Here is a 25,928-nt window from a genome sequence, read left to right as displayed (position 1 = left end):
CTTATGATAACGCTTTCAAAAAAGGTTATAGTGAAAAATGTGTACGTATTTTATTTTATGGGAGGGTTTTCATTGAAATGTAGTTGGACTAAATATGCAATGGTACTGACGGCTTTACTCTTACTAGTAAGCTCTTTTTTTAGCCTATTTATGCAATCGTTTGCATTTGCAGCAGACTCAACAAAAATCACGATTCACTATCAGCCTGCTCCAAATGATACAAAGGAATGGGGGTTATGGATTTTTCCTGAAGGAGGAGAAGGGAAGCCTTACACATTTACAGGGGAAGATCAATTTGGAAAAGTAGCGGAAGTTGAATTACCCGGTACTTATGACAAAGTAGGTTTTATTGTTCGAACAGAGTCGTGGGAAAAAGATGGAGGAGACCGCTTCGTTTCAGTGGAGAACGGTGAAGGAGAAGTATGGGTGAAAAGTGGAGATGAACATACATATACGTCTCCTCCTGACGGTGAATACCGAGATTTACCAAAGTTTGATAAAGTAAACGTTACCTTAAATTATCATCGGTACGAAGGAGATTACAGCGGGTGGAACATTTGGACATGGCCAGGTGATGAAAAAGAAGGCAAGCAAATCGAATTTACAGAAGACACGAATTTTGGGAAGAGAGCGACTTACACGATTAACAGTGGAAGTGGTAATTTATTTGACAAAATTGGTTTTATTGTACGCCATTCTACTAGTGACAGCGATTGGGAAAATAAAGACGGAGGAGACCGCTTTATTACCAAGGTTGGTAAAGATGGGAATGTAGAAGTATGGATTGCTCAAGGACAAAATCGGATTTACTATGATAGAGCTGGAGTAGATATCACTCGGAAAATCACGAAAGCGACGATGGATACATTTAATCAAATCACCTTAGAAACAAACGTGCCGTTTGACTCTTCTAAGAGCTTAGGAGACATTGAAATTGACGGAGCTCAAATTGAGAAAGTGATACCTTATAAAGAGGGAGAAGACGCTGCTACTACTAAAGTTAAAATCATAACAAAACAGCCTTTGGACGTTACAAAAACGTATAAAGTTAAGCAAAAAGGCTACGGTTCAGCTGATGTAGTTAATGGAAATGTCGTTCGCACGAAAGAATTTGACGAAAAGTATGCATATAGCGGAAACGATTTAGGAAACACGTATTCTAAGAAACAAACAAATTTTCGCGTATGGGCTCCAACCGCAAGCGAAGCAAAGCTAGTGACTTATTCGTCATGGAACTCCAAAGCTGTAAAAGAAATTTCTATGACTAAAAGTGAAAAAGGAACCTGGAAAGCGGAGTTAAAAGGAAATCAAGATGAACTAATTTATACGTACAAAGTAAAAATTGGGAACAGCTGGAGCGAAGCGGTTGATCCATATGTACGAGCAACAACGGTGAATGGAGATCGCGGAGTTGTCGTAGATTTGGCTAAGACAAATCCGAGAAATTGGAGTGCAAATAAGCCGAAATTTAAAAATCCAGAAGATGCGATTATCTATGAACTTCACGTACGAGATTTATCGTCTCAAAAAGAGAGCGGTATCAAAAATAAAGGAAAATATTTAGGCGTAGCGGAGTGGAATACGAAAGGACCAAATGGAGTAAAAACAGGACTCAGTCATATTAAAGATTTAGGTGTGACGCACGTTCAGTTCCTGCCTATTTACGATTATCGTACGGTGGATGAAACAAAATTAAACGAGCCGCAGTTTAACTGGGGATATGATCCAAAAAATTACAACGTCCCAGAAGGTTCCTATTCAACAAACCCATATAATCCTAAGACGAGAATTATTGAGCTTAAACAAATGATTCAAACGCTTCATGACAAGCAGCTTCGTATGGTAATGGACGTTGTCTATAATCATGTGTATGCAGTGAGTGAGCATAGCTTTGATAAACTAGTTCCAGGCTACTACTTCCGTTATAAAGAAGATGGAACTTTATCAAACGGAACAGGTGTTGGAAACGATACGGCGTCTGAACGGAAGATGGTTCGGAAGTTTATTGTAGATTCTGTTGCTTATTGGGCAAAAGAGTACCACATTGATGGGTTTCGATTTGATTTAATGGGGATTCACGATACAAAGACAATGAATGAAGTGAGAAAGAAGTTAGATGAAATTGACCCTTCCATTATCGTCTTAGGAGAGGGCTGGGATCTAGGAACCGAGCTTGATGCTAAGCTAAAAGCTAATCAGAAAAACGCTCAGGATATGAAGCGCATCGCTCACTTCAATGATGGTATGCGAGATGGTCTTAAAGGCAGCGTGTTTTTTGATCGTGAAAACGGATTTGTTAATGGAAAACAGGGTCAAGAAAAGCTCATACAGCAAAGTATAGCAGCGGGAATTGATTATGATCGTTCAACTGCCACGTATGAAGACCCGGATCAAGTTGTGACGTATGTAGAAGCACACGATAACCATACGTTATGGGATAAGCTTCAGCTGACGAACCCTGCTGACACCGAGCAAACGAGAAAGCAGATGCATAAGCTTGCTTCTTCTATTATTTTAACATCTCAAGGAATGAACTTTATACATGCAGGTCAAGAGTTTATGAGAACAAAAGGCGGAGATCATAATAGCTATCAGTCACCCGATTCTGTCAATCAGCTAGATTGGAAGCGTCGAGCAGCTTTCAGTCAAGAAGTAGATTACATGAAGGGACTTATTGCGCTTCGAAAGCAATATTCCTCATTTAGAATGACGAGTGCACAGGCTATTCATCAAAATTTACGCTTTGTTGATGCACCAGCAAACGTAGTAGGATATACGTTAAATGCTAAAGCCAATAAAGATAAAGCAAACGAAATAATGGTGATTCATAATGCAAATAAACAAGCTCAAACGGTTCATCTACCTTCTAACAGAACGTGGAGATTACTTGTTGACGGCGAGCAGGCAGGAACAAAAACGCTCCGTACGGTGAAAGGAAATACAGTAAACGTTTCGCCTCTTTCGACATTTGTGCTAGTAAGATAAATTTTAGATAACTAGAATATGTGTAGAAAAATTCAGAATATTGTATGCGAAATTGTTGATTTTACTAGATAACATGGTAAAATATTCATTGATAGCGTTTTCAAAATTCGTGGGGAGGTATGTATTTGATGCAAAATCTTGGAGCGAAAAAAGTTGAAATGAGTCCGAAAGTAGTGGAGTTTTTAAAAGGAGTTAAACAGCTATACATTAACGGCGAATGGGTAGACTCTGTTTCAGGAAAAACGTTTGAAACAGTAAATCCAGCAACGGGTGAAAAGTTGGCAGATGTAGCTGAAGCAAATCCAGAGGATATTGATCGTGCCGTCAGAGCGGCTAGAGAAGCCTTTGATCATGGACCTTGGACAAAGATGTCAGCAGCTGAAAGAAGTCGACTTATTTATAAATTAGCTGATTTAATGGAAACACATCAATTGGAGCTTGCGCAGCTTGAAACGCTTGATAACGGAAAACCAATTCGTGAAACATCAAATGCAGACATTCCATTAGCGATTGAACATTTCCGCTACTTTGCTGGGTGGTCAACTAAAATGGTTGGACAAACTATTCCTGTGCAAGGAGCATATTTTAACTATACAAGATATGAACCAGTAGGAGTTGTTGGCCAAATTATTCCGTGGAACTTCCCGCTTTTAATGGCCGCTTGGAAGCTCGGAGCTGCTTTGGCAACTGGATGTACAATTGTGCTTAAACCAGCAGAGCAAACGCCGCTTTCTGCACTTTACTTAGCTCGACTAGCCGATGAAGCAGGGTTCCCAAAAGGCGTGCTAAACATTGTGCCAGGCTACGGGAAAACAGCAGGTGAACCGCTCGTTCATCATGATCTTGTCGATAAAATTGCTTTTACAGGGTCTACTGCTGTCGGAAAAGCAATTATGAAGCAAGCTAGCGACTCCTTAAAACGTGTGACGTTAGAGCTTGGAGGTAAATCACCAAACATTATCCTCCCGGATGCAGACTTAACAAAAGCAGTTCCTGGTGCGCTTTCAGGTATTATGTTTAATCAAGGACAAGTATGTTGTGCTGGGAGTCGTCTGTATGTCCAAAAAAGCTTATATGATAATGTCGTAGCTGATTTAGTTTCTCAAACGAAATCTATTAAACAAGGAAATGGATTAGCAGATGAGACGACAATGGGTCCGCTTGTATCTGCGCAGCAGCAAAAACGAGTGAAAACCTATATTGATAAAGGAATTGAAGAAGGAGCGGAAGTACTCGCAGGAGGAAACATTCCATTTGATCAAGGCTATTTCGTAGAACCGACTATCTTTGCAGATGTCGATCATTCAATGACGATTGCTCGTGAAGAAATCTTCGGTCCGGTTGTAGCTGCTATGCCGTTTGACGATCTCGATGATTTAATTGCCAAAGCAAATGATACAGCATATGGTCTAGCAGCGGGCGTCTGGACACAGGATTTAAAGAAAGCACACTATATTGCTCATGGTATTAAAGCAGGTACAGTTTGGGTGAACTGCTACAACGTATTTGATGCAGCAAGCCCGTTTGGAGGCTATAAACAGTCGGGAATTGGTCGTGAAATGGGAAGCTATGCGCTTGATAACTACACTGAAGTGAAAAGCGTATGGATCAATATGGAATAATAAGTAAGAATTTTTGTGAAAATCAATAGCATATCTTTGTGTGAAAAAGAGTAGTCTTTAGTGGACTACTCTTTTATTTGTTTAAGTCCCGCATTTTTAGAAAAGGAGTGATAACATTGCCGGTTATACAGGGCCCCTCGTCGTATAAGCTTACCGGTCACCTGCAAAAGTTTAGAGAGAACCCCCTGGGTTTTTTGGAAAACTTGACTCAGTATGGAGAAATTGCAACATTTAGAGTTGCGCACAAACGCTTTTATGTAACGAGAGACCCTCAACTTATTAAAGATGTAGTCATTACAAACAGCAAGGCGTTTCAAAAAATTAAACTAACACATATGTTTAAAACGCTGCTAGGCGAAGAAATGTTATGGACAGATGAAGCATTATATATGAGCCCCATTCAACCCTCACAACTAAAACAACATCTAACTTATAATAAGGAAGCAATCGCAGAAATAATTGAAAAGCATACGGAAACGTGGGAAGAAGGGCAGCTTCGAACGATAGTAAAAGACATAAGACAGATAGTCGTAGCTGTACTCCTTCAACTTGTATTTGGCATTTCGATTGAGGAGAAAGATAAAGTTCACTATGTTCAAGCGCTTATGAGAAAAAAAGAAAAGTTAGGCAAGATTTATATTCGTCTACCTTTGCACCAGCCTGACTCAGATGAGCAGCTAGAACAACTCCTTTTTGAACGCGTTCAAATGCGTGTTCAAAACAAAACCGCGGGAAATGATTTACTGCAGTATATATTGAATTCTTACGGAGAAGACAGCGATGAAAGAGAAATATACGAACAGCTAAATTCTATATTCCTTTCGATGTATGAAATGATTACGCACGTATGCAGCTGGTCTATTCATTTACTGTCTCAAAATACTAGGGAGCACCTTCAGCTGCATAAAGAAATTCAAGCCTATGCTAGCAGCGAATCACTTTCAACCAAAAATCTGACCTATATGCGCAAAATAATTGCTGAAAGCATGAGGTTGTATCCGCCTCTTTGGCTATTTGGGCGTCAAGCACGTGAAGATATACAAATAGATGGCTACAGTATTAAAAAAGGGGAGATTATGTTAATTAGCCCTTATATGATGCATCGCCATGAAGATTATTTTTTAGAGCCAAGTGAATTTTTACCTGACCGTTTTGAAAAAGGAGGGTCCATTGATGTCCCAAGCTATATGTATATGCCACTTGGGATTGAGCATCAAGCGGAAAGGGGCATGGACTATATCACTGAAATAGTCACCATTTTTCTGTCAGAAATGACAAAACGCTTTTTATTTCAGCTGACTAAGCCCGAATCTATTGCTACGATGGCGGGCGTAATGCTGAATATGAAAGAAGAACTGAAGGTGAATGTTCACAAAGTTCACGCGCAGTCTTGAATGAACGGGAATACTTTCCCTCTTTATATCAGGCTGTCAATTTATTGACACATCCTGCATTGAGATTTATCATAGGGTAATATTTGATAGAGATTACTGAAGGATTTTTAGAGGGGACTATGGATAAAACAATTAAACAGTTGGTGTCGCTAGTTGAAACATCATTACTAACGCAAGTTACGATTCAAAGTGAAAGTGACTATGATCCAGTTGAAGTTACGAACAAAACAAAAGAGTGGGTACTTATTGGTAAAGGAAACTATGCCGGTGTGTTTACGCACGAAAATTATCCTGAATTTGTCGTGAAAGTATACGGAAGAGAAATTTATGGTGTAAAGAAAGAAGCGCAAGTGTATAGAAAGCTGGGCGTTCACCCAGCTTATTCTCAACTTTTTCATGAGGGAAAGACGTACTTGATTTTAAAAAGACTTACAGGCGTTACCTTGTATGATGCCGTCCAGCGGGGAATAAAGATTCCAGAACAAGTCATAAAAGATGTAAACGCAGCTTTGGACTATGCAAGAAGCCAGGGTTTAAACCCGTATGATGTGCATGGTAAAAATGTCATGATGAAAGATGGAAGAGGGTATGTGGTGGATATCTCTGACTTTTATAAAGAAGGTATTGATAAAAAATGGACAGACCTTGTAAAAGCTTATTACACCTTTTATCCGTTTATTGATAAGTACCATATCCGCTTGCCGTACCCGCTGTTAAACGTTATCAGAAAAGCATATCGTCTATATCGTAGAATCAAATCAAAAAGGAGTTTCCGCTAAAGGGAACTCCTTTTTAAGATGAAATACAGCGCAATACATGCTGCTCAAAAGTTGGTTTTAATTTGAATAGAATGGTTTGTAGTATTTCAGATTGATAGACAAATTTTAGCGTATGTTTAAGGGAAAGAGGATGTAAGAAAGAACGTATTCTTTTTTCAGCATAACGTATCACCTGTTCTTCATAAAATAAAGTACGTGCGGAGATTTTAGCGTGAATGTCTTTTGTTAGTTCGATTGTAAACTGGATAATCAATAAATCAGTGTCTTTACAGTATTTTTCTAGTAGCATGATATCACCTCCGTTTTGTCAACTCATTTACATAATCTTAATATAAAATTTACAAATGTCAATAAGACACGGAAAAATAAATGGTAAGACTGTTCTTTTTATATGTTGAATAAACAAGAACGTGACAGAGGTGAATAAAGTTGAACATTAACGTCGGATTTGCCATTTTAGCTGATATTGATAATAAGATGACGGCTGCTATTTATGTGGAAAATCAAATTGTAGCGATTATAGCTGGACCTTCAGATATTCTGTATGAAAAGTTGAAAAAAGTGTTTTTATAATAGAGAAAAGCTGTAATTGTAAATATGATTCATAAAAGGCTTAAAAATTCTATGAAATAGTCGAAATAAAAGATGAGGATAAAATACACAAAAAGAAAGAACAGGAAGTTAAGGATAGGAGAATTACATATGGATAAAACATCTTTTATTGGACTGATTTTAGGAATAGCCTCTCTTATTGTAGGTATGTTTTTCAAAGGGGTTAATCCATCTGTGTTAGGAAATCCCGCTGCTATTTTAATTATTATTGTCGGAACCGTCGGAGCAGTAGTGATTGCATTTCCTTCAAATGAAATCAAAAGAGTCCCAAAACTGTTTGGTGTCCTGTTTAAAGAACAAAAAATGCTGCAGCCCGTTGATTTAGTATCCATGTTTTCTGAATGGGGACAAGTTGTTCGAAAAGAAGGGTTACTATCACTTGAAGCCCAAATTATTGATGTAGATGACCCTTTCTTAAAAAATGGTTTGAATTTAGCTATTGATGGTCAAAGTGCGGATTATATACGAGACGTGTTGTCTGAAGAAATTGATGCTATGGAAGAAAGACATCAAACGGGTGCAAGTATTTTCGCTTTAGCAGGTACATATGCTCCAACTCTGGGTGTACTTGGAGCTGTTATAGGGTTAATTGCTGCGCTTGGGAACATGGAAGATACAGATACGCTAGGACATGCGATCAGCGCGGCGTTTGTTGCTACGCTTCTTGGTATTTTTACTGGGTATGTACTATGGCATCCGTTTGCAAATAAACTAAAGCGTAAATCGAAACATGAAGTAAAGGTAAAGTATATGATGATCGAAGGAGTGCTTTCACTCCTAGAAGGAGAAACACCCAAAGTAATTGAGCAAAAGCTGGCTTCTTATTTGCCAACAGCGGAACGTAAAAAGCTTCTTCAAGAAAGTGAAGTGGGCATAAATGAGTAGACGCAGAAAACGAAAACATGAAGAGGACCATGTTGACGAAAGCTGGCTGCTTCCTTACTCAGATTTGCTTACACTTTTACTTGCTTTATTCATTGTATTGTTTGCAATGAGCTCAGTGGATGCGCAGAAATTTAAGAACCTTTCTCGCGCATTTAATGAAGCGTTCGTTGGAGGAACGGGCGTGATGGAATTTCAATCTCTGGAGGAATCTGAAGAAGCGGTTCAGCCTTCAAATACCCCTGCAGCTAAAAGTACGGAAAAAACAAATGAAGTGGAGACAGCTCCTAATCAGTCTCCTGCTTCTTCACAATCGTTAACGAGCGAACAAAAGGAGCAAACCATCCGAGAAGCTGATCAAGAAGAGCTTCAGCAAATTCAATCTAAAATTAATGCGTATATTCAAAAGAAAAACTTAACGAATCAATTACAGACTTCGTTAACCGAGGAAGGTCTCTTAATTTCCATTCGAGACAATGTATTGTTTGATTCGGGAAGAGCACAAGTTCGGAGTGAAGATACAAAAATCGCAAATGATATTTCAGAGCTTTTGGTGATTGATCCTCCTCGTAATATTATTATTAGCGGTCACACCGATAACGTACCTATTCGCAACGCTGGTTTTGAATCCAACTGGGAGTTAAGTGTGATGAGAGCAGTCAACTTTATGAAAGTTATCTTAAAAAACGATAAGCTTAATCCAAGCATGTTCAGTGCAAAAGGATTTGGAGAGTTCAAGCCGGTGACATCTAATAATACAGCAGAGGGACAAGCGAAAAATAGGAGGGTTGAAATATTGATTACTCCTCGTACAATTAAACAGCCGTAAAAGCAGGACTGCTTTTACGGCTGTTTTTCTATGTGTTATAAAGCTAAGAGTCTTCTCTTTTCAAAGTTTCCTCGTACTAACTTGAGATCCATTCCATCTAAAATCAAGTCAATGAGAGCGCCTTTAAAGACATCCGCTGTTTTTTTCTTATCATTGGACTGCAAATATTGCACGCGATACCACTTGTCTTCAACTTGAAAGTACATAAAACGTCCGTGCGTAAAGTCAATCCAAAACTTTGTAGGTTGTCCATTGAGATTTTTATAAACATATCCCCAGCTTCGGCCTTGGTGAGAGTCCTTCATTTTAGGGCGAGCTGTATTAAATACTTCGTAATATACTTTGTGCTTAATATCATAGAGCATCATATGACAGTCCTCCTATCTATAGACGTGCTAGCAGGTAAAGATATATTTGTATACAACAAGTATACTCAGCTGAAAGGAATCGTAGACTACTTTTTTGAGACAAGCAGAAAAGCAGTTAAATGAAAAAGACAGTTTAAATTAGCTCAATCATTCCGCTTTTTTTATACTGTAAGTAAATGCGTTAAATAAGGAGGAAAAAATGAGACGAGTAGGGATAGTAGGTGCTGGAATGGCGGGCCTTACAGCAGCGGCTGAATTACAAAAAGAAGGAATAGAGGTCTTTCTTCTTGATAAGGGTAAAAGTGTAGGGGGACGAATGGCTACCCGAAGAGTAGGAGAGGGAAAAGCAGATCACGGAGCTCAATTTTTTACAGTGAGATCTTATGAATTTCAACAAGACGTAAATAAATGGATAGCTGATAGAAAGGTTAAGAAGTGGTTTGGTGACCATCATCCTCGGTATCAAAGTATGAATGGGATGAATGCGCTAGCTAAATATTTAGCTGAAGATTTACGCGTATACGTGAATCGAAAAGTTCAAGCTATTGATTTTCAAAACGGAAGGTATCAGCTGTATACAGAAGAAAATGAGATTTTTGAAGCGACTGATATCATTCTTACAGCTCCGTCTCCTCAGGTTGTTGAGGTACTTAATAATAGTAAGCTGCAGGCGGACCAATCAATTCTTAATACACTGAAATTTAGTCCTTGCTTGGTTGCTATCGTGGAGCTTTACACAGAGATGCTGTATGGTGATCATGGTCAAATCACGAATCCTTCTGGCACAATCCAAAGAATCGTTAATCATGAGCAAAAAGGAATATCAAAGACGCCCGTTCTTAGCATATATATGAATAAAGACTGGTCAGAAAAACATTTTGATGAACATGAACATGAGCTGCTGCGGGCGATAAAAAATGAAATAAAAGAATGGATAGGTGCAAATCATATTAAAAGCATTCAGTTAAAGAAATGGCGCTATGCAGAGGCTGAACAAGTTCTTCATCAGCCCTTTGCTAAAATTATGCCATCGCTACTGGTGGCAGGAGATGCTTTTTTAAGGAGGGAAGACGAAACAAATCACTCACGGTTAGAGAGCGCATATTTGTCAGGGAAATCGGCAGCCGCTGAATTAATGGGAAAGAATATCTAGAAAAAGGAGGGACCAAGAAGTGAAAAATAATTGGATAATGAAACAAACGTGGAAAGATTTACTGTTTATTCATTGGCCTGTAGATCCGGCATTTTTGGCTTCTTTATTGCCTAGTCAGTTAGAGCCTGACACCTATGATGGTCAAGGATGGATTGCACTTGTGCCTTTTACGATGACAGACATTCGATTTAAAGGAACGCCCGCAGTTCCTATCTTTTCACGGCTATATGAGCTGAATGTGCGTACATATGTTACATATAAAGGGGAAAAAGGCGTTTATTTTTTTAGTTTAGACGCAAGCAATCCACTAGGGGTATGGATTGCTCGTCAGTTTTTTCATTTGCCTTATTACCACGCTGCTATGACATTCAACAAAACTCAGAACCATATTTTTTTTCAGTCAGTTCGAACGCACAGAGACTCACAAAAAGAGCGAGTAAAGCTTACATATAGAGGTATTTCTCCGTCCTATCGCAGTAGAGAAGGAGAATTAGCTCATTGGCTTACAGAGCGCTACTGCTTATTTACCACTCATCAAGGAAATGTCTACAGAGGAGACCTTTATCATGATCCTTGGGAGCTGCAAAAAGGGGAGTGTGAAATAAGAGATGATTCTATTACTCAGGCTTTTTTACGTCCGGCGGACAATCGCGATTTAATTGTGCACTATGCCAATCAAGTCACGGCTTACTTTTATCCTTTTAAAAAAGTATAAGTATCAAAACAAAATTAAAAAGTCTTCATACCCTTCTTCTTTAAGCTTCTCTTTTGGAATAAAGCGCAGAGCCGCGGAATTTACTTGATAGTATTCGCTGTTTTCTTCTGTTAAAAGTAGACCTAGATAGTTATTTCCTTCTTTGCTTTTTAGCGCTGTTGAATGCTGCGTCAGCACTCTTTTTATGTTTCCGTATAAGATAGGGCGCTTAAAAATGGGCCAGCCTGTATGAGAAGGAAGCTGATCTGACGTTTTGAACAGTGCTTCTCCCGTTAGAAGGTCAACGTAAATTCCTTGTTTTTTGTTATTCCAATATAAATTCGTAAAAGGTGGTTCGGTTCCGTTTTCCTGCGTAACAAAATATTGCATAGGCGTTAGGACCCTTTTTAGATAGGAGCGGTCCTTTGGGCAATGCTGCGTCAGAAAATCAGTTCGCCCCGAGCCTTCTTTGTATAATTTATAGTGAAATGCATTTTTTCGATAATAATCCTGCTGCTGCTCTTCTGCTTCGTAAAAAGAAGAAAAAGGTAAAATAGGTGTGACGATAGGGTTCTTAAAACGTCCGCTTTGGACGAGCTTCCTTTTAGAATCGAGAGCCGCTTCTTTTTGCTTTTCGTCATGATAAAAAATAATGGCTCGATACGACGGTCCGCGGTCTGAAAACTGTCCGGCGGAATCCGTAGGGTCAATTTGCTGCCAATACAGGTTAAGCAACTCTTCAAACGTAATGTGAGAAGAATCCCATACAATTTGCACGGCCTCTACGTACTCGTTTTCCTTTTTTACAAGAGCAGAAGCTTCAGAACTGATTTGTTCATCTCTAGCGTAGCCCGAGCGGATACTGAGGATTCCTGTAAGATGATCAAAAGGAGCGACCATGCACCAAAAGCACCCTCCCGCAAACGTTGCATATTCTTTCATGTTACTTTCCTCTTTTCGTTGAATAAAATAAATGAAAATATATTTATATATTAAAATGTATAAACAAACAGAAAGCGCTTTATAACGAGTCTTGTAAGAAAGCACACTCTTATGGTATTATGACCACTGGATAAAAGAAAAATGGCTTATTGTTTATGCGAGTATCCTTATTTTATGTTCTTAAAAAGATGCAGTTTATTGTTTAAGCACTCATAGAAATACATACGTTGGAGCAGTAAGAGGAACAATTAAAAAATAAGGACGTTTTGCTCTTAAACGATACCACATTCCAGAATCTACATACCAGTTTAGGAGGAGCTAGTTTGAACACAACCCGTTTACCATCTATGTGGGAAATAATGATTGTGCTTGCTTTATTTTTAGCTGTTGTTATTTCATTTGCAACTGTTTTTGATTTACCTATTCAGCTCGCTTTATTTATTTCATGGTTTATTGTTATGGCGCTAGGAGTACGACTTGGGTATACGTATAATCACCTGCAAGGGGCCATTACAAGAGGAATATCAAACGGCTTAGAAGCTATTTTAATTTTATTAGCCGTCGGTACGTTAATTGGAACATGGATTGCCGGAGGAGTTGTTCCTTCTCTTATTTATTTTGGATTAGAGTTTATTAATCCAACATTCTTTTTACTTGCTACACTTATCATTTGCTCTATTACCTCGATTTCAACAGGAACATCTTGGGGAACGGTTGGTACAGCCGGAATCGCGATGATGGGAATCGGACAAGGCCTAGGTATGCCGCTTCCTTTAGTAGCTGGAGCCGTGATCTCAGGAGCTTATTTTGGAGACAAGCTTTCTCCTCTTTCTGACAGTACCATTTTATCTGCGTCAATGGCTCGAGTGAATGTTATTGATCACGTAAAAGCAATGTTAGTGTTGGATATTCCTGCTTACCTCATTACGGCAGTATTATTTACGGTAACAGGATTTATGTATGGGGGAAAAGATTTTGATGCTGGACGGGTAGAAGAATTAAAATCTTCGCTGTTGGATACATTCCATATCAGCGGGTGGATGCTGATTCCGGCTTTGGCTGTCATTGTCCTTTTAGCATTAAAGAAACCTTCTCTTCCAGCAATTGCGATTGGTTCATTATTAGGAATTATATGGGCAGTTGTCTTTCAACATATGGATGTGGCTAGCGCATTTAATACGGCTTATGAAGGGTTTAAAATTAATACCGACAACACATTTTTAAGTGAGCTGTTAAATCGTGGCGGAATTTTAAGCATGGTCGGTTCTATTATTGTCATTATTTTTGGACTAGGATTTGGCGGGTTATTAGATGAGCTCGGTGTCTTAGAAGTCCTGCTATCTAAATTTGAAAAAATTCTTGTCAATTCAGGAAACGTTACGGCTTCTACTATTTTCGTTGGGTTATTAGGGAATATATTTGGTTGTGCGATGTATGTTTCATTAATTTTAACACCGAAAATTATGGAGAAAAGTTATGATAAGTTAAGAATACAGCGTCTGGTGCTTGCCCGTAACTCAGAAGTAGGAGGAACCTTAACTTCTGGAATGGTTCCATGGACGGACAACGGTGTATTTCTAGCTACAACGCTTGGAATTTCTACATTCGCTTATCTGCCGTTTATGTGGCTCAGTTTTGTCTCTATTATTTTGGCGATTATTTACGGATATACAGGGAAATTCATTTGGTACGTAAAAGAAGAAAAACAGCGTTCTGCTATAGCAAAATAAAAGAGGCTGGGACAAAAGTGTTTTAGTTAAAGAAAAATCCGAACAATGAATTGAGATTCTTAATGAAGAATCAACTTTGTTCGGATTTTTTTATTGGTATGGTAAACGTAGGTTTCATGTATTTCGTTGCTTCTAGCTGTTGATTGAATTGATCTAGTTATGTCTCGAGCTTTTTTTGATCAAATCATTTCTGGATATTCGATTTTCCAGTGAACATTTTGAAGGTAAAGCTGAACATCCGCCTTTTTTTTCTGCTGCAGAAGTTTCAGAATATGTCGGTGATGTTCATTCATTACATGTAAAATGGCGTATAGCTCTTTATTGTCATCGCTAAAGTACGTTTGTCTGATGAATCCGTCTTGTAAAGACATAAGCTGTTCTTTTAAGGTCGCATTATTGCATCGGTTCAAATAGACTCGATGAAAATACGTTTGATATTTTTGATAATCCTGATAATTTTCTAATTCGATCGAAACATCGATTTTTTTAATAAGCTCATCCATCTTCGTAAAATCTTCTTCGGTTAAGTGATCAATCGACAGGGCAGCTGCAAGACCATCTAAAGCACCGACGATTTCAAATACATCGAGTTTTTTTTGTGTATCAATTTCCTTTACAGTAAACCCTCTGCGCGGTCTGTATTCTAATAGGTTGTCTGAAGCCAATTTAATAAGCGCTTCTCTCACAGGCGTTCGGCTGACATTCAGCTGAGAACAAATACTGGCTTCATTTATTTTGTCGTTAGGCAGCAGTGTACCGTCTTGAATTTGACTTGCTATGTAGTTATATACATGATCTTTTAATGAATGATAAATCATAGGCCCCTTGTTCATTGTTTCCCCCTAAAATAAATATCGCATCAGCCGTTCTTTCTCTTCATGTCATGGTGATGAAAGAGTATAAAAATAGCAAGAAAGAACGTACAGGTGTAAAAATAATCATATCATATCACTTCGTCTAATCTTAGTTAGAATATAAAAAATAGAATTATTGAAATATTTTTTACTATTGATTGTTGTAAAAAATCTGAAAAATGATATAATCGTAAAAAGATTTAAGAAGTGTATATTGTATACAATATACAAAATTTGTACATATCGAAGAAATAGAGCCTACTCCTGCAGAGAAAAGACTATAGAGAATATGTAAATAAACCAAGTTTTTTGATGGGTTTACTATAAAAAGGAGGTACATAATGGGTGAGAATACAACATCTATGAATCAGTTACAAAGAAAAATGAAAAGCCGTCATTTATTTATGATTTCTCTTGGCGGTGTGATCGGTACTGGGCTGTTTCTTAATTCAGGCTACACAATTTATGCAGCAGGTCCTGGGGGAACACTCCTTGCTTATTTAATCGGTGGATTAATTATGTATTTAGTCATGATGTGTCTAGGGGAACTAAGCGTAGCAATGCCTGTGTCAGGATCATTTCAAGTATACGCTACAAAGTTTATCGGGCCGGGAACTGGTTTTGCGGTTGGCTGGCTCTACTGGCTGACTTGGGTGGTATCTGTCGGTTCGGAGTTTACAGCGTCTGGATTGCTTATGCAAAGATGGTTTCCTGACGTTTCGGTTTGGATATGGAGCGCGCTGTTTGCCCTTTTATTATTTGGTTTAAATGCAACATCTGTACGTTTTTTCGGCGAAACAGAATTTTGGTTTTCAAGTATTAAAGTATTAACGATTATTGTATTTATTATTTTAGGCGCAGCAGCGATGTTTGGATTCATTCCTCTTAGCGGTCATGAAACAGCGCCGATGCTTTCTCATTTTACAGGGGAGGGCGGTTTATTTCCAAATGGACTTATGCCCGTATTAATTACGATGGTTTCTGTTAGCTTTGCTTTTTCGGGAACAGAATTAATTGGTATTACAGCAGGAGAAACAGAGGATCCGGAAAAGAATATACCTCGCGCAATTAAAAATATCATTTGGCGTACGTTCTTCTTTTTTATTGGCGCCATGTTTGTACTATCTGGATTGATTTCATGGAAACAAGCAGGAGTGTTAGAAAGTCCTTTTGTAACGGTATTCGATCAAATAGGTATTCCTTACGCAGCAGATATCATGAACTTGGTTATTTTAACAGCTTTATTATCAAATGCTAATGCAGGATTATACGCATGTTCGAGAATGCTATGGTCATTATCTGATCAAAAAATGGTCAGCACTTGGTTAGGGAAAGTAACGTCTAAAGGAGTTCCGTTTAATTCGTTACTTATCAGCATGGGAGTGGCATGTCTGTCCTTGCTGTCAAGCGTAGTTGCACCAACAACTGTTTACTTAGTATTAGTTTCTATTTCTGGATTTGCGGTTGTAGCTGTATGGATGGCTATTGCGGCTTCTCACTTTATGTTCAGAAGACGCTATATTAAAGAAGGAAATGATGTATCGAAGCTTGTTTACAAAGCTCCTTTATATCCTATTGTACCTATTTTAGCGTTTGTTTTATGCTTTGCTGCTTGTGTAGGACTGGCTTTTGATGAGAGTCAGCGTATCGCATTATACTGCGGTATCCCATTTGTCCTTTTTTGTTACTTGTTTTATTATTTGAAAAATAAAAAAGGAAACAGAAAAAACGAAAGTCAGCCTATAGCAAAATAAAAAGCAGAAGACCTAGGTCTTCTGCTTTTTTTGCATACAAAAACACCCTATCCATCCGTACTGGTTAAGTGTCCCGCAACAAGCGAAATTGAATTGGATAGGGTGCGTATCTATATAGTAGAGAAAGAGGCGCCATTTGTCAAACTTATTTAGCGGCGCCTTATTTAAAAATAGAAATAAGCAAGGTTTTCACTGTTTTTTCATTTTCACTATGTATAGTAAGAAATGTAAAGAAAAGATATTCGCAGCAGCACGTCGTACAGATCCGTAGAACGCGAAAGAAAGGAGGAGGTCAAATGGCTAAGCGGGATGCGTATTTTGATAATGTAAAATTTATCTTAATTGTATTAGTAGTGTTTGGCCATTTGTTAACTCCCTTCATTGATGATGAACAGTGGCTACGAACGCTCTACATATTTATTTACACCTTTCATATGCCAGCGTTTATTTTAATAAGCGGCTATTTTGCAAAGGGATACCAAAAAAAAGGATATATGTGGAAGATGGCGAAGAAAGTATTACTTCCTTATATTATTTTTCAACTTATCTATGCGGTATACGACTATAAACTGTATGATGAATCCACATTCGAAGTTTCAGTGTTTCAGCCAGCTTGGTCGCTATGGTTTTTATTGAGTTTATTTTGTTGGAACGCCATGTTGTTCATTTTTACAAAAATCAAATATCCTTTAGCCGTTGCGGCAGTTTTAGGAATTATGATTGGCTTATATGAACCGCTGGAAACAACGTTAAGCCTTTCTAGAACCTTTGTGTTCTTTCCCTTCTTCTTAGCAGGATTTTATATGAAAAAAGAACATTTTAAAAAGTTGACGTCTGTTTCTTGCAAAAAAGTAGCTGGAGGCACTTTGGTGATTATTGCTCTATGGATCCAGTATATAGCACCGGACTTTGAGAAAGAGTGGTTATTTGGTTCAAAATCTTATGCCTCTTTAGGTGTAAATCAATTAGAGGGAATGACCATTCGTATGCTATTTTATAGCATCAGCTTAGCAATGACGATTTCCTTTCTAGCTTTGATCCCTACACAAACGATGTCCTTTACATCTCGAGGTGCTCAAACCTTTTATGTATATGTGCTACATGGGTTTCTGATTAAATATATCCGCCTATCTTCTTTTGGAGACTGGATAGAAAGTGTACAAGGATACAGTATTCTTCTAATTGGAGCTTGTGGAGTGGCGTGGTTGTTGTCGAGTAAATACGTATCTACTATTGCAAGACCTTTAATTGAGCTTAAACCATTACCAAGGCGCAAAAGTTTAAGTTTAGGTAAGTAATGAGAAATGGAAAAGGAGTTTAACGATGTCTAAAAACAAAATAATTATGATTATTGCAGCCGTTGTGATTATTGCTGCAGTAGCTATCGGTGCCGTAGCAATGAATAAATCAAAGGTGGTTGCTACCGTTGGTGATGAAAAAATCACAAAAGATCAGCTGTACGATGCTCTTCTTGCTCAAGGAGGATCAAGTGTCCTTGATTCACTGATTGAACAAAAAGTTATTTCAAAAGAAGCAGCTAAACAAAATATTAAAGTAACCGATAAAGAAATTAATGCTGAATTAGAAAACCTTAAAAGTCAGTACGGGGGAGAAGATGCATTAAATCAAGCATTAGCATCTAGCGGTGTAAAATTGTCAGAGCTGAAAAAAGATTTAAAGACGAATATTGAGGCAAAAAAAATGGTCGAGTCGACTATTAATATTAAAGATAGTGAAATGAAATCGTATTTTGATCAAAATAAAGATTCACTAGCTACAGAAGCACAGGTGAAAGCTAGTCATATCTTAGTAGCAGACGAAAAGACAGCGAAAGAAGTAAAGGCAAAGCTTGATAAAGGAGAAGATTTTGCGAAGCTAGCAAAAGAATATTCAACAGATACAGCTTCTAAATCAGATGGCGGGAACCTTGGCTACTTCAAAAAGGGCGATATGGTCGAAGCTTTTGCCAACAAAGCATTTTCAATGAAGGTAAATGAAGTAAGTGATCCTGTTAAAACAGAATACGGTTATCACATTATTAAAGTAACAGGCAAAAAAGAAGCGCAAAAAGCAACATATGAAAATAGCAAAGCAAAAATCAAGCAAACGCTGCTTGATCAAAAATACCAAACAGAGTATCCAACATGGTTACAAAAGCTAAAGAAAAAATATGATATTACAAACAAACTTGATTCATAAATAATACCTTAACGAAATGAGGGGATGGATATGAAACAAACAGCGTCTTATAGTAAGTTAGAAAAAATCGTCGAACAATTGAAGCACAGGGGTGTACGAGCTGAGATATGTCGGCGTGTTGTAAAGGTCACAGAAACTGTTAATGGATCAAATCCTTCATATTCAAATCAAATCGTTAGGCATTCATAAAGAGTACAAAAGGCGCGAACTGCTGGACAGCGGCTTGCGCCCGTACTGAGTATAGCTAAGGGAATTTAAAATGAAAAGAGATCAGTAGAGGCAGCTTGTTTCTGCTGATTCTTTTTGTATAATAAAGTAAACAAAAGGATGCAGCGAAATGTATCGAAGGAAGGAGTTACGCGGAATGAATGTACTGCTAGCAGAAGATGATTTGCAGCTAGGTGAATTAGTTAGTTATATGCTAAAGAAAAAAGGAGGCTATAACGTCGAATGGGTGACGGAAGGGAATGATGCATATGATTATGCATCTGAAGCGCATTATGATGTGTTAATTCTTGACTGGATGATGCCCAATGGCGACGGAATCGATGTATGTAAACGTCTAAGAAAAGAAGGATACGCCGGAGCTATTCTTATGTTAACAGCAAAAGATGCGGTTCAAGATCGTATACAAGGCTTAGATGCAGGAGCGGATGATTACGTTATTAAGCCATTTGAAATTGACGAGCTGCTTGCAAGGCTTCGTGCTTTGTCTCGTCGTAATTATGCACCGATTTTAGAAGAAGAAGTAGAGATTGCCAGCATGATATTAAAAAGAGCAAGTCAAACCGTACAGTTTGACGAGGAGTTTATTCAATTAAGTCCTCGTGAATTTCAACTCCTAGATTTTTTAGTGAAAAACAAAGGACAAGTTCTTTCTCGAGATATTATTTTAGACCGGGTATGGGGATATGAATCAGATGTTTCCATTAAAACGATTGATGCGACGGTTAAACTTTTGCGAAAAAAACTAGAGAAATTTAACAAACAGGATCTTATTCAAAGCATTCGCGGAGTAGGCTACAAAATTGAAAGCTAAACTCCTTACAAGAGCTAAACAGAAAGTAAAACAAAAAGTAAAGCAAGATTTATTCAGCCAGACGCAAAATCGTTTAACATTCCGATATAGCGCATTACTAATGCTGTTTTTGCTATTATTCGTGTTTATTGTTTATGCATTGGTATATGTGGTTGTATCCAACAGTCAGCAGCAAAACTTAAATAGCATGCTAAAGCAAGAGTCCCGAATTGTCCAAAGCATCTTAATTAAACAAGCGATAAACAGCTCAAATCAACAGTCAAAAGAAGAGTACAAAAACATTGTCGTAGCCGGTGAAGATCAGTTTTTTTATTATGTAATCAGTCCTGAAGGGGACCTTATTATGGGAAACGAAGCGAGCGAGCGGCTTCGCTCTAACTTATTAAATTTAATTGATGGCTGGATCCCTATTGAGAATGAAGTGCGGAAAGAACGAATAAAAGCCCCGCGCCCTAGTTTCGAACATATTGAAGGAGTAAAAGGGCAAAACGGGGAAGGCAAAATAGATATTGATTTGATGATGGCGGGTGAACCTATTTTTTATAAAGGTCAATTTTTAGGGATGCTTTATATTGGAAAAGACGTTTCATTTCTTTATCAGCTGTTAAAGTGGCTCCTTATTATTATGTTAAGCCTTACCGTACTGTTTGTAGGAGTAGCCATTTATATCAGCCGCTTAATGTCAAAACGGGCTATGGTTCCAATTGAAACAGCTTTTCAAAAGCAAAAAGAGTTTGTGGCGGATGCATCCCATGAGTTAAGAACGCCGCTTAGCGTTATGCTTTCTTCTATCAACGCTTTAGAAATGCAGGAGGAAGTAACAGAAGATCCTTTTTCTAAAAAATTAATCAATAATATGAAAGCTGAAGTAAAGCGGATGACGAGTCTCGTCAGTGATTTGCTTACGCTTGCACGCTCAGACTCTAATAAAGTAGAAAAAGCAATGATGCCCTTTGATATTACAGATGCGGTGCAAAAGGTAATGGAATCCGTTGAAACCCTAGCGATTTCTAAACATATTGATTTGCAGCTGGATACACCGGAAAAATTAGTGGTAACTGGAGATCAAGAGCGTCTAACTCAGCTGATTTACATTTTGTTAGATAATGCGATTAAATATACGACTCCTCATGGAAATGTCAACATTCAAGTAGTTCAGCATGGAAGTGAATGTATATTAAAAGTACGTGATACGGGCGTTGGGATCCATCCAGATGAAAAGGATCGAATCTTTGACCGCTTTTATCGTGCTGACAAATCGCGATCTCGTCAAATGGGAGGTCATGGGCTAGGCTTAGCAATCGCTAAATGGATCGTAGAAACACATAAAGGGAAAATTGACGTAGAAAGTGAACAAGAAAAAGGAAGTACATTTACAGTAAGGTTGCCAATGTCACAAAAAGTGAAAAAGAGTTAAAAGAGGCTGTGACAAAATTAGTTGAAGGAAGATCCGAACGAGTTTGATTCTTGATGAGGAATCAAACTCGTTCGGTTTTTTTATGTTTAGGGTGAACGTAGATTTCATGTATATAGTTGCTTCTAGCTGCTGATTTGGTTATGTCTCAATCTCTTTTTAGTTAGTGAAAGTGACGAAATGAAAAAGAAAAGTTTAGACAAAATGGCGAGTGTAAAAATCAGATAATTCAGTTATATTTACTAGCGTAATATCTAGTCTATGTGTCAGGTTTCTTTACAAGGAGAAAGACTTTTTGAAGGAAACAGTGCATGATAGAACAATAGCAGACTGCTTCGTTTAATAAGAAGATGGAGTAGTTAAATAAAGGGGAGTTTGATAACATGTACGATTTAATTATTCGGGATGGTTCGGTCGTATTAGAAGACGAAGTAGTAAAGGCGGATATAGGGATTAAAAAAGGAAAGATTGCAGAAATAGCGCAAGGTGTTAGCATACCAGCAAAAAAATACGTAAATGCTAAAGGCAAATATGTTCTGCCTGGAATGATTGATATTCACGTGCATTTTGATGAACCGAGCCGAGACCATTGGGAAGGGTTTGATTACGGTTCAGCATCTATGGCCGCAGGAGGCTGCACTACATATTTTGATATGCCTTTAAACGGCGTTCCTCCTACCGTAACAGAAGCAGCGCTGTGGGAAAAGAAAAAGCTGGCTGATCAAAAGTCAGTAGTAGATTATGGTCTATGGGGAGGGTTGGTTCCTGGTAATAAAGAAGAATTAGCCAAAATGGCTCATTCGGGTGTAATAGGTTTTAAAGCATTTATGTCAGAAGCCGGTTCTGAATTTGATTTCTCGGATGACCTCACATTATACGAAGGAATGAAAGAGATCGCAAAACTAAATAAAGTGCTTGCCCTGCATGCTGAAAGAAATGACTTAATACAAAAGCTTGAACAGGCTAAACAGAAGCAAAAGCAAACTGCTATTAAAGATTATTTAGAAACGCGACCGGTTGTAGCAGAAGTAAACGCAGTAAAGCAAGCGCTTGAGTACGGTGAAGAAACGGGATGTCCGCTTCATTTCGTACACATTAGCAGCTATGAAGCAGTGCAGCTTATTACGGAAGCAAAGAAGAATAGAAGGAACGTTACGCTGGAAACTTGTCCGCATTATTTACTTTTTACAGAGGAAGACTTTGAAGAAATTGGCGTAACGGCTAAGTGTGCACCTCCTCTTCGCAGCAGGAGTCAAAAAGAAAAATTATGGGCTTGTATTCAATCAGAGGAAGTAGATATGATTTCTTCGGATCATTCTCCTTGTCCAATTGAGTTGAAAACAGCTCATCAGAATGATTTATTTAAAGTTTGGGGTGGAATATCAGGCGGTCAGTACTCTTTGCAAGCAATGATTAGTGAGGGAGCCATCACTAGAGGGATTTCTCTTTCTCACATTTCAAAGCTTGTATCAACGAATCCAGCTAAACGATTCGGTTTATACCCTAAAAAAGGAAGCATCTTGCTGGGATCCGATGCGGATTTGGTTATCGTTGATCTGGATCAAACTGAAAAAGTGACAAAAGAAGGAATGGTTTTCAAACATAAGCACAGTATATATGAAGGAACGGTATTTAATAGCGTTATTTTAACTACCATTAATAGAGGAACGATTGTATACAATAAAGAAGAAGGTGTGTTTCCTCTTCACAAAGGACAAATGGTAAACGGTGAATACGTAAAATTGTAGGTACAGTGAAAAAAGAGATAAAAAATAAACCTTTTATCTCTTTTTTTACATAAAAAAATGAGGATGACTTATATTAAAGGTAATACATAGGAGGAAAATAAGTATCTACTATAACAAAACAGATATTTTTAAAGAGGTTTTTATTATTCTGAAAAAGTATATTTTCGATTGAGGGAAGCATAATGAAAAAATAATAAAGCTTCTTTTTTAATATAGAGAAAAAATTTCCAAAAGGAAAAATATTATCTGGTTGTATGAAAAGTAGATAATCAGATGCTTTGTAATCAAGGGTTTTGTATAAAAAAAATTTCAAAAAGATATTTCAAGAAAAGAAATCTTGATTTAAAGCTTTTTATAGGTGCAATTTTATAATGAAAAACCGTATTTTATGCACTCATTGTAAAATTCTGATATTGACAGAATCATTTTATAAGAATAAAATTTTCTTGTTTCTATTTTTTTATATCATCATAATTTTTTGACAGTTTTGTCTATGGTGGTTTACGGTTGAAAGAGAGGTTAAGGAATATGTCGGTAGAGAGAGAAAAAGTGTATGAAACAGTTCCTCAAAAAGGATTCTTCGGACATCCTAAAGGGTTATTTACCTTGTTCTTTACAGAATTCTGGGAGCGTTTTTCATACTATGGAATGCGTGCGCTACTTGTATTGTACATGTACGATACAATTGCAAACGGTGGATTAGGAATGGAACAAGGAACCGCTTTAGCGATCTTTTCTATTTATGGTTCCCTTGTTTATATGTCTGGAATTATTGGCGGTTGGATTGCAGACCGCATTTTAGGTACGTCTAATACGGTGTTTTACGGTGGTATATTTATTATGTTGGGGCATTTAGTGCTTGCGTTGCCAGCAGGTGTAACCGCGCTGTTTATTTCAATGTTCTTAATTATCATCGGAACAGGTTTATTAAAACCAAACGTTTCAAGCGTTGTGGGCGATATGTATAGCCCTACTGATAACCGTCGAGATGCTGGATTTAGTATCTTCTATATGGGTGTAAATGCTGGAGCATTTATCGCGCCGCTAGTTGTTTCAACAGTAGGTGAAAAGTATAACTACCACTTAGGTTTTGGAATCGCGGCAGTAGGAATGCTTTTAGGTCTAATCGTATTTATGGCTACACGAGGCAAAAACCTAGGTCGTGCAGGCAGACAAGTTCCAAACCCTTTAAAACCAGAAGAACGCAAAAAAGTTTTTGGTACCATTGCACTTGCTGTAGTTGTACTGGCAATCTTTATTGTACTGACTTCTTTAGCGGGCATTTTAACTGTTGAAGGCGTTATTTTATTTGTAAGTATTTTAGCGATTGTTATTCCTATTATTTACTTTGTTGTTATGTATAAGAGCCCCAAGACAACAGCTGATGAGCGTTCACGCGTATTAGCGTACATTCCTCTTTTTATCTCTGGAGTAATGTTCTGGGCGATTCAAGAGCAGGGATCAACAATTTTAGCAACATATGCAAAAGATCATACGCAGCTAACGTATGGTGGTTTTAAAATTCCAGTTGGCTGGTTCCAATCGTTAAATCCGCTATTCATTATTATATTTGCGCCAGTTTTTGCAGCGATTTGGGTAAAATTAGGAAACAGACAGCCTTCTACACCAAAGAAGTTTTCGTTAGGACTTTTATTTGCAGGGCTTTCTTTCCTTGTCATGGTTATCCCAGCTAGCATTCATGGAAATGAAACGCTAGCGAGCCCCCTATGGCTAGTGCTAAGCTTCTTCTTAGTTGTAGTTGGAGAGCTTTGTTTATCACCAGTAGGGCTATCAACTACAACAAAACTAGCACCTGCAGCGTTTTCTGCCCAGACGATGAGTTTATGGTTTCTAACAAGCGCAGCGGCGCAGGCAATCAATGCTCAGCTTGTTCAATACTATGAAAACATTTCGCAAGTTGTTTATTTTGCTGCATTGGGCGGAGTGTCGGTCATTTTAGGTGTAATTGTGCTAATGATTTCGCCAAAAATTCAGCGTTTAATGAAAGGTGTTCAATAAGAAAAACCGTCCTTAAGGACGGTTTTTTTATGATTTATTTGAAAAAATATTCATGAAGGAGGCGTAGGTCTGATCGTCCTCACCCTCATAGAACGCAAGATTTAAAAGTCTGTTAAGTTCGTTTGTTGATTTTTCAGTTTCTGCAATAATTTGATGCATATGAGCAATTTTAGACATAGATCCGTTGCCATGAGCATTTTTGATTTGATTTAATGTTAAATGAAGCGATAAGACCTCTCGGCGAAGAGCTTGTCTTAATTCAGAGGAAGCAGGGATAAAAAAGCGTTTATAAAAATAACTCGCTTCTTCAAACACCAATTCTCCATTTTCTAGCTCTTTAGCCGCAATTTCTTTAATCTCTTGATCGTCTAATCGACTGGCCGCTTCTTCGATAAGAAATCCAAAAATAATAGCCGTATCTGGTTTTAACATACAATAACCTCCATTATTATAAAAAAGAACTATGTAGTTAATATGTATAGATAGAAAGGAAAAAATATTCATAGTAATTCACTAATCAGCATAGACAAAAAAATAAAAAATATTCTTTATAGGTAAACTAAAATTATTTCAAAATAAATTTTTTATAATTAAACATTTTTTCCATATTGAAGGATTATTTTGACTTTTAAAAAGAAATGAATAGAATAAAGAGGGTTCTTAGTACCTATATAAAAAGAAAATTTATAAAAGATATTAAATTCAGAAATTTCCACCTCTTTATAAGTAAAAAATTGCTCTACTAAAATAGTTGACAGCAGAAATAGATAGGCATAAAATATACTATTGTCAAATGAATTAGCAAGCTATTCATAAAAAGTTAACGGACATTTGAAGAATATGAGTAATATTCATATAAGGTATTAATTACTTAAATCTAACCAACTTGTATGCTTGTCATACAAGTCTAC

The 25,928-nt window shown here is 37.6% G+C and carries 22 protein-coding genes; 17 read left to right on the top strand and 5 right to left on the bottom strand.

Going from position 1 to position 25,928, the window contains the following annotated elements:
- Positions 1–3: 3 nt before the first annotated feature.
- The 4 genes from pulA to POF52_RS12010 all read left to right on the top strand — a co-directional run bounded on the left by pulA (position 4) and on the right by POF52_RS12010 (position 6,780).
- The gene (gene pulA, locus POF52_RS12025; protein WP_271992868.1) at positions 4–2,985 is read left to right on the top strand and encodes a type I pullulanase; all 2,982 of its coding nucleotides are present in this window, start codon (positions 4–6) and stop codon (positions 2,983–2,985) included.
- A gap of 128 nt (positions 2,986–3,113) precedes the next feature.
- Positions 3,114–4,607 (top strand): aldehyde dehydrogenase family protein, encoded by a 1,494-nt coding sequence (locus POF52_RS12020; protein ID WP_013082880.1) that lies wholly within the window; start codon positions 3,114–3,116, stop codon positions 4,605–4,607.
- A 107-nt stretch (positions 4,608–4,714) separates the two neighbouring features.
- Complete coding sequence (locus tag POF52_RS12015; protein ID WP_271992866.1) at positions 4,715–6,001, top strand: cytochrome P450; 1,287 nt, start codon at positions 4,715–4,717, stop codon at positions 5,999–6,001.
- Positions 6,002–6,120: 119 nt separating this feature from the next.
- Positions 6,121–6,780, top strand: coding sequence for a serine/threonine protein kinase (locus POF52_RS12010; RefSeq protein ID WP_025752067.1), 660 nt, complete (start codon positions 6,121–6,123; stop codon positions 6,778–6,780).
- A gap of 13 nt (positions 6,781–6,793) precedes the next feature.
- On the opposite strand, the gene POF52_RS12005 is transcribed toward POF52_RS12010, so the two are convergent.
- Positions 6,794–7,069, bottom strand: coding sequence for a hypothetical protein (locus tag POF52_RS12005; RefSeq protein ID WP_271992863.1), 276 nt, complete (start codon positions 7,067–7,069; stop codon positions 6,794–6,796).
- A gap of 140 nt (positions 7,070–7,209) precedes the next feature.
- Here POF52_RS12005 and POF52_RS12000 point away from each other — a divergent pair, with 140 nt between their 5' ends.
- The 3 genes from POF52_RS12000 to POF52_RS11990 all read left to right on the top strand — a co-directional run bounded on the left by POF52_RS12000 (position 7,210) and on the right by POF52_RS11990 (position 9,103).
- Positions 7,210–7,353 (top strand): hypothetical protein, encoded by a 144-nt coding sequence (locus POF52_RS12000; protein WP_014460421.1) that lies wholly within the window; start codon positions 7,210–7,212, stop codon positions 7,351–7,353.
- Positions 7,354–7,482: 129 nt separating this feature from the next.
- Positions 7,483–8,277, top strand: coding sequence for a flagellar motor stator protein MotA (gene motA, locus POF52_RS11995; protein ID WP_013056745.1), 795 nt, complete (start codon positions 7,483–7,485; stop codon positions 8,275–8,277).
- Positions 8,270–9,103 (top strand): flagellar motor protein MotB, encoded by an 834-nt coding sequence (locus POF52_RS11990; RefSeq protein WP_251530794.1) that lies wholly within the window; start codon positions 8,270–8,272, stop codon positions 9,101–9,103. The genes motA and POF52_RS11990 overlap by 8 nt, the downstream gene beginning before the upstream one ends.
- Positions 9,104–9,138: 35 nt before the next feature.
- On the opposite strand, the gene POF52_RS11985 is transcribed toward POF52_RS11990, so the two are convergent.
- The gene (locus tag POF52_RS11985; RefSeq protein ID WP_043982072.1) at positions 9,139–9,471 is read right to left on the bottom strand and encodes a hypothetical protein; all 333 of its coding nucleotides are present in this window, start codon (positions 9,469–9,471) and stop codon (positions 9,139–9,141) included.
- A gap of 199 nt (positions 9,472–9,670) precedes the next feature.
- On the opposite strand from POF52_RS11985, the gene POF52_RS11980 reads away from it, so the two are divergent.
- Entirely contained in the window at positions 9,671–10,624 is a 954-nt protein-coding gene (locus POF52_RS11980; protein ID WP_271992855.1) for an NAD(P)/FAD-dependent oxidoreductase, read from the top strand.
- A gap of 19 nt (positions 10,625–10,643) precedes the next feature.
- Entirely contained in the window at positions 10,644–11,339 is a 696-nt protein-coding gene (locus POF52_RS11975; RefSeq protein ID WP_271992853.1) for a YqjF family protein, read from the top strand.
- A gap of 3 nt (positions 11,340–11,342) precedes the next feature.
- On the opposite strand, the gene msrA is transcribed toward POF52_RS11975, so the two are convergent.
- Positions 11,343–12,260: a peptide-methionine (S)-S-oxide reductase MsrA gene (gene msrA, locus POF52_RS11970; RefSeq protein WP_271992851.1), complete on the bottom strand. Its 918-nt coding sequence runs from the start codon at positions 12,258–12,260 to the stop codon at positions 11,343–11,345.
- A 323-nt stretch (positions 12,261–12,583) separates the two neighbouring features.
- Between msrA and nhaC the strand changes: the two genes are divergently transcribed.
- A complete protein-coding gene (gene nhaC / locus POF52_RS11965; protein WP_016763867.1) occupies positions 12,584–13,990 on the top strand; it encodes a Na+/H+ antiporter NhaC in 1,407 nt (468 codons plus the stop codon).
- A 179-nt stretch (positions 13,991–14,169) separates the two neighbouring features.
- Here nhaC and POF52_RS11960 read toward each other — a convergent pair whose 3' ends face one another.
- Entirely contained in the window at positions 14,170–14,823 is a 654-nt protein-coding gene (locus tag POF52_RS11960; RefSeq protein ID WP_176584804.1) for a GntR family transcriptional regulator, read from the bottom strand.
- Between the two features lie 362 nt (positions 14,824–15,185).
- Between POF52_RS11960 and POF52_RS11955 the strand changes: the two genes are divergently transcribed.
- The 7 genes from POF52_RS11955 (at position 15,186) to POF52_RS11925 (ending at position 25,017) form a co-directional block, all read left to right on the top strand.
- Entirely contained in the window at positions 15,186–16,598 is a 1,413-nt protein-coding gene (locus POF52_RS11955) for an amino acid permease (RefSeq protein WP_176584803.1), read from the top strand.
- Positions 16,599–16,894: 296 nt separating this feature from the next.
- Positions 16,895–17,896: an acyltransferase family protein gene (locus POF52_RS11950; RefSeq protein WP_176584802.1), complete on the top strand. Its 1,002-nt coding sequence runs from the start codon at positions 16,895–16,897 to the stop codon at positions 17,894–17,896.
- Positions 17,897–17,921: 25 nt separating this feature from the next.
- On the top strand, positions 17,922–18,797 hold the full coding sequence (locus POF52_RS11945) for a peptidylprolyl isomerase (protein WP_057243818.1): 876 nt from the start codon (positions 17,922–17,924) through the stop codon (positions 18,795–18,797).
- A gap of 364 nt (positions 18,798–19,161) precedes the next feature.
- Positions 19,162–19,836, top strand: a complete 675-nt coding sequence (locus POF52_RS11940; RefSeq protein ID WP_013056756.1) for a response regulator transcription factor — start codon at positions 19,162–19,164, stop codon at positions 19,834–19,836.
- Entirely contained in the window at positions 19,826–21,253 is a 1,428-nt protein-coding gene (locus POF52_RS11935) for a sensor histidine kinase (protein WP_025752077.1), read from the top strand. Before POF52_RS11940 ends, POF52_RS11935 begins: the two co-directional genes overlap by 11 nt.
- A 380-nt stretch (positions 21,254–21,633) precedes the next feature.
- Positions 21,634–22,998 carry an allantoinase gene (locus POF52_RS11930; protein ID WP_271992845.1) on the top strand — a complete coding sequence of 455 codons (1,365 nt, stop codon included), beginning with the start codon at positions 21,634–21,636 and terminating at the stop codon, positions 22,996–22,998.
- Positions 22,999–23,526: 528 nt separating this feature from the next.
- Positions 23,527–25,017 (top strand): peptide MFS transporter, encoded by a 1,491-nt coding sequence (locus tag POF52_RS11925; protein WP_028413598.1) that lies wholly within the window; start codon positions 23,527–23,529, stop codon positions 25,015–25,017.
- 27 nt (positions 25,018–25,044) lie between these two features.
- Here POF52_RS11925 and POF52_RS11920 read toward each other — a convergent pair whose 3' ends face one another.
- Positions 25,045–25,449 carry a hypothetical protein gene (locus tag POF52_RS11920; protein ID WP_013056760.1) on the bottom strand — a complete coding sequence of 135 codons (405 nt, stop codon included), beginning with the start codon at positions 25,447–25,449 and terminating at the stop codon, positions 25,045–25,047.
- Positions 25,450–25,928: the final 479 nt, after the last annotated feature.

The sequence above is a fragment of the Priestia sp. AB genome, assembly GCF_028369225.1.
Classification (GTDB): Bacteria; Bacillota; Bacilli; order Bacillales; family Bacillaceae_H; genus Priestia; species Priestia megaterium.
This window is presented reverse-complemented; position numbering and strand designations above follow the sequence as displayed.

Bases quoted from the DNA above. Each gene is read 5' to 3' on its own strand.
- msrA (WP_271992851.1), bottom strand. From the start codon at position 12,260: ATGAAAGAATATGCAACGTTTGCGGGAGGGTGCTTTTGGTGCATGGTC.
- POF52_RS11950 (WP_176584802.1), top strand. From the start codon at position 16,895: ATGGCTAAGCGGGATGCGTATTTTGATAATGTAAAATTTATCTTAATT.
- POF52_RS11945 (WP_057243818.1), top strand. From the start codon at position 17,922: ATGTCTAAAAACAAAATAATTATGATTATTGCAGCCGTTGTGATTATT.
- POF52_RS11940 (WP_013056756.1), top strand. From the start codon at position 19,162: ATGAATGTACTGCTAGCAGAAGATGATTTGCAGCTAGGTGAATTAGTT.
- POF52_RS11985 (WP_043982072.1), bottom strand. From the start codon at position 9,471: ATGATGCTCTATGATATTAAGCACAAAGTATATTACGAAGTATTTAAT.
- POF52_RS12010 (WP_025752067.1), top strand. From the start codon at position 6,121: ATGGATAAAACAATTAAACAGTTGGTGTCGCTAGTTGAAACATCATTA.
- POF52_RS11980 (WP_271992855.1), top strand. From the start codon at position 9,671: ATGAGACGAGTAGGGATAGTAGGTGCTGGAATGGCGGGCCTTACAGCA.
- POF52_RS12005 (WP_271992863.1), bottom strand. From the start codon at position 7,069: ATGCTACTAGAAAAATACTGTAAAGACACTGATTTATTGATTATCCAG.
- POF52_RS11955 (WP_176584803.1), top strand. From the start codon at position 15,186: ATGGGTGAGAATACAACATCTATGAATCAGTTACAAAGAAAAATGAAA.
- pulA (WP_271992868.1), top strand. From the start codon at position 4: ATGATAACGCTTTCAAAAAAGGTTATAGTGAAAAATGTGTACGTATTT.
- motA (WP_013056745.1), top strand. From the start codon at position 7,483: ATGGATAAAACATCTTTTATTGGACTGATTTTAGGAATAGCCTCTCTT.
- POF52_RS12020 (WP_013082880.1), top strand. From the start codon at position 3,114: ATGCAAAATCTTGGAGCGAAAAAAGTTGAAATGAGTCCGAAAGTAGTG.
- POF52_RS11920 (WP_013056760.1), bottom strand. From the start codon at position 25,449: ATGTTAAAACCAGATACGGCTATTATTTTTGGATTTCTTATCGAAGAA.
- POF52_RS11960 (WP_176584804.1), bottom strand. From the start codon at position 14,823: ATGAACAAGGGGCCTATGATTTATCATTCATTAAAAGATCATGTATAT.
- POF52_RS11990 (WP_251530794.1), top strand. From the start codon at position 8,270: ATGAGTAGACGCAGAAAACGAAAACATGAAGAGGACCATGTTGACGAA.
- POF52_RS11925 (WP_028413598.1), top strand. From the start codon at position 23,527: ATGTCGGTAGAGAGAGAAAAAGTGTATGAAACAGTTCCTCAAAAAGGA.
- POF52_RS11930 (WP_271992845.1), top strand. From the start codon at position 21,634: ATGTACGATTTAATTATTCGGGATGGTTCGGTCGTATTAGAAGACGAA.